Genomic DNA, 7,572 nt, shown 5'->3' with positions numbered 1-7,572 from the left:
CCCTGCTCGCGGTCCAGGCCGCGGGGGCCGCGTACGTTCCCCTCGACCCGGGCTTCCCGGCGGCCCGGCTCGCCCACATCGCCGCCGACGCGGTGCCGGCGGCCGTGATTGTCGACCCGCACCTGGCCGACCGGCTGCCCGGGGACGCGCCCGGCGTGCGCATCCCCCTGACCGGCCTGGAATCCGAGGAACGGACCGTACGCCCCGTCGCCCGCCGGGACGGCGACCTCGCGTACGTGCTCTACACCTCCGGGTCCACGGGGGAGCCCAAGGGCGTCGAGGTCTGCCACGGCAATCTGGTCAACCTGCTGGCCGCGACGGCCGAGCGGCCTGGCTGCGCCGAGGACGACATCCTGCTGGCCGTCACCACCGCAGGGTTCGACATCTCGGGTCTGGAACTGCTGCTCCCGCTGACCCGCGGTGCCACCGTCCACATCGCGCCCGAGGACGTGGTCCGGGACGGACCGGCACTGGCCGAGCTGATCGGCGCGGCGGGCGCGACGGTCGTACAGGCCACCCCGGCCACCTGGGAGATGTTGCTGCACGCCGGCTGGACCGGCCGGGTGGACAGGCTGCTGTGCGGCGGCGAGGCGCTCACCCCCGGACTCGCGGACCGGCTGCTGGACCGTTGCGACGAGCTGTGGAACATGTACGGGCCGACCGAGACGACCATCTGGTCCTCCGCGCAGCGGGTGCGGCGGGGAGGACCCGTCACCGTGGGCACCCCGCTCGCCAACACCACCTTCCGCACCGCCGGTCCCGACGGGACCCCCGTACCCTTCGGCGCGGTCGGCGAACTGCTCATCGGTGGCGACGGCGTCGCCCGCGGCTACCGGGGCAAGCCGGAGCTCACCGAGGAACGCTTCGTCCGGGACCCGGCGACCGGGGAACGGCTGTACCGCACGGGCGATCTGGCCCGCTGGTCGGCAGGGGGCGACATGGTGCTCCTCGGGCGCGCCGACCGGCAGGTGAAGCTGCGCGGCCACCGCATCGAGCTCGGCGAGATCGAGGCCGCCCTCCGGCGCGCGGGCGAGGCGGGCGCCGTCGGTGGCATCGGCGAAGTGCGGGTGGCCCTGCGCGAGGACCTGCCGGGTCAGCCGCGCCTGGTGGCATTCGTGACGGCCGCGCCAAAGGCCGCGGAGGCCGCGGCCGACCGGGTCCGGACCTGGCTGCCCGACTACATGGTCCCCTCCCGCACGGTCGCGCTCTCCCGCCTCCCGCTGACTCCCAATGCCAAGGTGGACACCGGCCCGCTGGTGGAACTCCCGATCGAGGAACTCGTACGCCGCTTCGGCCACGGGGACCTCACCACTGCGGCGGACGCGGCCGCGGAAGGCGAAGGGGACCGCCGGGCCGGGCCCACCGGTCACGGCGAGTTGGCGGCGCGGCTGCGCCAGAGCGCCGCCGACATCGCCGGGCTGCCGGCGGAGGAGATCCCACTCGACCGGCCGCTCGGAGAGGTGGGTTTCGACTCCATCGGCTTCACCCGCCTCGCGGTGGCACTGCGCGAACGGTTCGGCATCACCGTGCGCCCGACCGTCTTCTACGCCCGGCCGGACCTCACCTCGCTGGCCGCCCACCTGAGCACCGCCCACCCCGAGGTGTTCGCCACGGCCGGGCGGCAGCCCGCCTCCCGGACCGCACCCGGCCCGGTCCGCGCTGCAGTCGCCGCTCCGTCCGCCGCGCCGCGCGGATACCCGCCGGTGGCCGTCGTGGGTATGGGCGGACGGCTGCCCTCCTCCGCAGATCTGGAGCAGTTCTGGCAGCACCTCGCCGCCGGACGCGACCTCACCCGCCCGTACCCCATGGAGCGGGGCTTCTCCGCACGGGTGTTCCCGCAGGGGCTGCGCGGCTCCTTCGTCGACGACGTGGACGCCTTCGACGCCGGACTCTTCCGCATCTCGCCCAGGGAGGCGGCGCAGATGGACCCCCAGCAGCGCCTGCTGCTGCACGCCGCGCACGAGGCCGTGCTCGACTCCGGCCAGATCCCGGAGGCGCTCAGCGGCAGTCGGACCGGGGTGTTCGTCGGGCTCAGCGGTACGGACTACCTCAGCCTGCTCGGCCCCGGCTCGCCGGAGATGGGTGACCACTTCCTGATCGGCAACGTCCCCTCCATCGCGGCGAACCGCATCTCCTACGTGTTCGACCTGCACGGCCCCAGCTCCGTCTTCGACACCGCCTGCTCCAGCTCGCTGGTCGCTGTCCACCGCGCGGCCCGCGCCCTCCAGCAGGGCGACTGCGAACTGGCCCTGGCCGGTGGGGCCAACCTCCTGCTGTCCCCGCACGGGTTCACCGGCCTGCGCCGCGCCGGGATGCTCAGCCCGGACGGCCGCTGCAAGACCTTCGACGAACGCGCGGACGGCTACGGCAGGGGCGAGGGCGTGGTGCTCCTGGCCCTGAAACTCCTGGACCGGGCCCTGGCGGACGGGGATCCGGTGCACGGCGTGCTGATCGGCTCGGCGGAGAACCACGGCGGGCAGACCCACTCGCTCACGGTCCCCAACCCGCAGGCACAGTGCGACGTCGTGCTCGCGGCGCACCGGGCGGCCGCGGTGGCGCCCGACACGATCGACTACATCGAGGCGCACGGCACCGGGACCCCGCTCGGCGACCCGATCGAGATCGACGCCCTGAAGGAGGCGTTCGACCGTCTGTACACCGACTGGGGGACCCCGGTCGTTCCCGGGCGCACCGGCCTCGGGTCGGTCAAGACGAACATCGGCCACCTGGAGGCCGCGGCGGGCGTCGCCGGCGTCGTGAAGGTCCTGCTGGCGATGCGTCACCGCACGCTCCCCGGCCTGGTGGACCTGCGGACGCCGAACCCGATGCTCGACCTGGCGGGCAGTCCGTTCCGGATCCAGGCGGCAGCACAGACATGGGAGACAGCTGAGGGGAGTCCGGCACGGGTCGGCGTCAGCTCGTTCGGTATGGGAGGCAGCAACGTGCACGTGGTAGTCGAAGAGGCGGGACAGCGTTGATGAGCGGCACCACCGAGGACAGGACCGCCCGACTGGTCGTGCTGTCCGCCGACGGCCCCGAACAGCTCGACGGATACCGGGCCGCACTGTGCGCCTGGCTGGAGGAGCACCCGTCGGCCTCCCTGGACAGCGTCGCGCACACCCTGAGTGTCGGCCGGCAACCACTGCGGGACCGGCTCGCCGTCGTTGTGGAGAGCGTCGCCGAACTCGCCGCGCGCCTGCGCGACGGGAACGGCCTCGCCACCGGCACCGCGGCGGCCGGCACCTCCGGCGGCGACGGAGGGCCCGTCACCACCGAGGACCTGGCCGAGGCCGCCCGTCTGTGGGTCGAGGGCCGGGACGTCATCCTGCCCGAGCCCCCCGGGGACCGGCCCGCGCGGCTCTCGCTGCCGCGACCCGCCCGGCCGACCCGCCGCTACTGGATCAAGGCTCCCGCCGCCCTGGCGGACGGACCGTCAGAACGGCTGCTGACCGGCGAGGAGTTCTACCTCCGCGACCACGCCCTGGGCAGGATCCGGATCCTGCCCGCCGTGGCGGCCCTCGAATTCGCCGTGGCGGCCGCCGAACAGCAGGGCCACGGCCACGCCACCGGCATCGACAACGTGCTGTGGTCCCGTCCCGTGCTCGTCGAGGACGAAGCGGTACGCGTACGTCTGCGTCTGGTCCCTGTGACGGACGGGGTGTCCTACGAGCTTCGCCGGGCCGACGACGACACGGACGGCACGCTTTGCTCCACCGGCACCCTCCGCTTCGGAACCCGCCCGGAGGAACAGCGCCTCGACCTGGACGCCATCCGGGCCAGGCTGCCGCGTACGGCCACCGCGGAGGAGTGCTACGAGGTCTTCTCCGCGCTCGGCGGCGGTTACGGGCCCAGCCTCCAAGGCCTGCGTTCCGTACGGTCCGCGCCGGGCGAGGTCCTCGCACACGTCGCCGTACCCGCGGCGGCGGACCTTCCGTTCTCCGACTTCGCTCTCCACCCGTCCCTGCTCGACGCGATGCTCCAGTCCTGTCTGTGGACCGACGAGGACCCCCTGGCCCCGCGCGCACGGGAACTGCCCTTCTCCCTGGATGCCGTCGAGATCCTCGGCCGGCTCCCCGAGCAGGGCCACGTGCACGCCGTCCGTACCCCGGCCGGCCACGACGTCGCCCTCGCCGACGACCAGGGCCGGGTCCGCGTACGGCTGCGCGGCGTGGTCACCCGGCCGGTCGACGGCGCCGCCCGGCCGGACGGCACCGTCGCCGCGCACCTGCTCGTCCAGCGCTGGCAGGACGCCCCGGCACCGGCCGGAGGCCCGGTCGCACGCACGGTGGTGCTCGGCGAGGAGAGCTTCCCGGGAGCCGAAAGCGGCACCGGGGACTCCGTCTTCCCCAGCGACGAGGAACTCCTCGTCGTGCACACTGCGGACGGCGACCCGCTGCCCGCCCTCACCGGGCTGTACCGCTCCTGGGCGGCACAGCCGACCCGTCGCCCGGTGCGCGTCCTGCACGTGTTCCACACGTTTGGCGGTGTCGAGGACGCGCGGGCCCAGGCCCTGGACGGGTTCGCGCGGGCCCTCGCCAACGAGGACCCGCAGTTCCTCGTCTCCGCGGTCGAGGCGGGCACGGCCGGCCTCGCCGCCGTCGTCGGGTCCGAGGCACGCGCCACCCACGAATTCCGCGTCCGGTACACGGCCGGGGGCAGGCAGGTGCCGCGCTGGGAACCCGTCGCCCCGGCTCCCTCCCCGGCACCTCTCGCACCGCACGGCACCGTGCTGGTCACCGGAGGCGCGGGCGCGCTGGGCCGCCGGCTCGTCCCGCATCTGGGAGGCGACGCCCGCTACGTCCTGACGGGTCGTTCGGCGCGGGCCGACCTCACGGAACTGCGCGCCGCCGGGCTCGACGTCCACTACCTGCCCGCGGACCTGGGCGCCCCCGGCGCCGCAGCGGACCTCGTCGAGCGGATCCACGGCGCCTTCGGCCCGCTCCACGGGGTGCTGCACCTCGCCGGGACCACCGACGACGCGCTGCTCATCGGCAGGAACGACCGGCGGAGCACGGCCGTGCTCGGTCCCAAGGTGCGCGGCACCGTCGAGCTGGACCGGGCCACCGCCGACGACCCCCTCGACTTCTTCATCTCCTTCTCCTCGATGTCCGGGGCCGCGGGGAGCCCCGGCCAGACCGACTACGCCTACGCCAACCGGTTCCTGGACGCGTTCATGGCCTGGCGCCGGGGCAGCGGACGCCCCGGCCGCAGCCTCTCCGTGCTCTGGTCGCTGTGGGCGGACGGAGGCATACGCGTCGAAGCCGACGAGGCCACGGCCGCCCGGACCGCCCGTCGGATCGGCCTGGTGGCCATGCCGACGGACGCCGGGCTGGAGGCCTTCGACCAGGCGCTGGGGCACGACGGCGACCACGTACTGGTGGCGTACGGCACCCTGGCGCGGCTGCGCGAGGTGCTGAACGCACCGGTGCCCGCGCCTCCTGCCGCTCCCTCCGCCCCCGCCCCGCGCGCCGCGTCGGCGGACGTGTCCACGGGGCCGACGTCCGTCGCCGCCGACGCGGCCGAGGACTTCCTGCGCGGAGTGCTGGCCGAGGTCTTCGAGTTCCCGGCGCAGGAGATGGAGGCCGACACGCCGTTCGAGCGGTTCGGTATCGACTCGCTGCTGATCATGGACCTGACGCGCCGGCTGGAGGAGCACTTCGGATCGCTTCCGAAGACCCTGTTCTTCGAGTACCAGGACCTGCGCTCGCTCGCAGGCTGGTTCACCGAGCACCACGGTCCCCGCCTCGCGGAACTGGCGCCCGCGCCGGGACCGGTGACAGAGCCGGCACCCCCGGCGGCTGTCGCGGCGGAGCCCGTGGCCCCCGTCCCGGCGGAGTCCGTGGCCCACGCACCGGCGGAGTCCGTGGCCCACGCACCGGCGGTGCTCCCCACCACCGCCGGGGCTCTTGGCCCCTCCGGGCCGATGCCCATCGCCATCGTCGGTGTCGCCGCCCGCTTCGCCGAGTCGGACACCCTCGAACAGTTCTGGGATCACCTCAAGGCGGGCCGCGACCTGATCACCGAGATCCCGGCGGACCGCTGGAACTGGCGGGACTACGACCGGGCGACCCCCGCCGACCGGGCGGCCCCCTACAGCCGCTGGGGCAGCTTCCTGCGCGGCATCGACATGTTCGACCCGCTCTTCTTCGGCGTCTCGCCCCGCGAGGCGGAGATCGTCGACCCCCAGGAACGGCTCTTCCTCCAGACCGCCTGGCACGCCATGGAGAACGCCGGACGCACCCGCGCCGACCTGCGCTCCCACCGCGTCGGCGTGTACGTCGGCGCGATGTACGGGCTCTACCAGCTGCACGAGGCCGAGGACGGCCGGATCGGCGCCTCCTCGCACGCCTCCATCGCCAACCGCGTCTCGTACACCCTCGGCCTCACCGGCCCCAGCCTGGGCGTGGACACGATGTGCTCCTCCTCGCTGACAGCCATCCACCTGGCCGTCCGCGACCTGCGCGCCGGGGACACCGACCTGGCCGTCGCGGGCGGCGTCAACCTGCACGTCCACCCGTACAAGTACCGCTTCCTCGGCCAGGGCGGCTTCACCTCCAGCGACGGCCGCTGCCGCAGCTTCGGCGCCGACGGCGACGGCTACGTCCCCGGCGAGGGCGTCGGCGCGGTGCTGCTCAGGCCGCTGGCGGACGCCGTCCGGGACGGCGACCACATCCACGGCGTCATCCGCGGGACCAGCGTCAACCACGGTGGCCGCACCAACGGCTTCACCGTGCCCAACCCCGTCGCCCAGGGCGAACTCGTCGCGCAGGCGCTCGCCGAGGCGGGCGTGGACCCGTCCACCCTCGGCTACCTGGAGGCGCACGGCACCGGCACGGCCCTCGGCGACCCCGTCGAGATCCGCGGGCTGGCCCGCGCGCTGGCCGAGGCAGGCCTGCCCGCGCGCAGCCTGCCGATCGGTTCGGTCAAGTCCAATGTCGGCCACCTCGAATCGGCCTCCGGCATGGCCGGGCTGTGCAAGGTGCTGCTCCAGATGCGGCACGGCCGGCTCGTTCCGTCGCTGCACGCGGACCCGCTGAACCCAAACATCGACTTCGACTCCACCCCGCTGCGTGTCCAGCGCGACCTCGCCCCCTGGCCCCGGCCGGACGGGGCACCCCGGCGCGCGGGCCTCAGCTCCTTCGGCGCGGGCGGGGCCAACGCCCACCTCGTGGTGGAGGAGTACGTCGCCCCGCCGACCGCCGCACCGGAGCCGGGACCCTACCTGTTCCCGCTCTCCACCCGGGTCCCCGAGCGGCTCCCGGTGCTCGCCGCCGACCTGGCGGACGCCCTGGAGCGGGGCCTGGCGGACGGCTCGGCACCCTGCCCCGCCGACGTGGCGTTCACCCTCCAGCAGGGACGCGAGGAGTGGGCGGACCGCATGGTCGTGCAGGCCTCCACCGTCACCGAACTGGTGGCCCGGCTGCGCGGGAAGGACACGACGGGCGTCTGGACCGGCAGCGCACGCGGCCGCGCCGCCTCCCGGGCCGCCGCGCCCACCAGCACCGACCCGGCGGACATCGCCGCCGCCTGGGCGGCCGGAGCCCCGGTCGCGTGGCCGGCGCCGGACGGCAG

The 7,572-nt window shown here is 74.5% G+C and carries 2 protein-coding genes; both read left to right on the top strand.

What is annotated here, in order from left to right; all coding sequences use genetic code 11:
- On the top strand, positions 1–2,978 hold a 2,978-nt coding region (locus ABZY11_RS41245; RefSeq protein WP_356484085.1), incomplete at its 5' end, for an amino acid adenylation domain-containing protein.
- Positions 2,978–7,572, top strand: a 4,595-nt coding sequence (locus tag ABZY11_RS41240) for an SDR family NAD(P)-dependent oxidoreductase (protein ID WP_356484084.1), incomplete at its 3' end; no start/stop codon positions are given. The genes ABZY11_RS41245 and ABZY11_RS41240, both read left to right, overlap by 1 nt.

Origin of the sequence: Streptomyces sp. NPDC006510 (assembly GCF_040611955.1) — a bacterium.
Lineage (GTDB): Bacteria > Actinomycetota > Actinomycetes > Streptomycetales > Streptomycetaceae > Streptomyces.
This window is presented reverse-complemented; position numbering and strand designations above follow the sequence as displayed.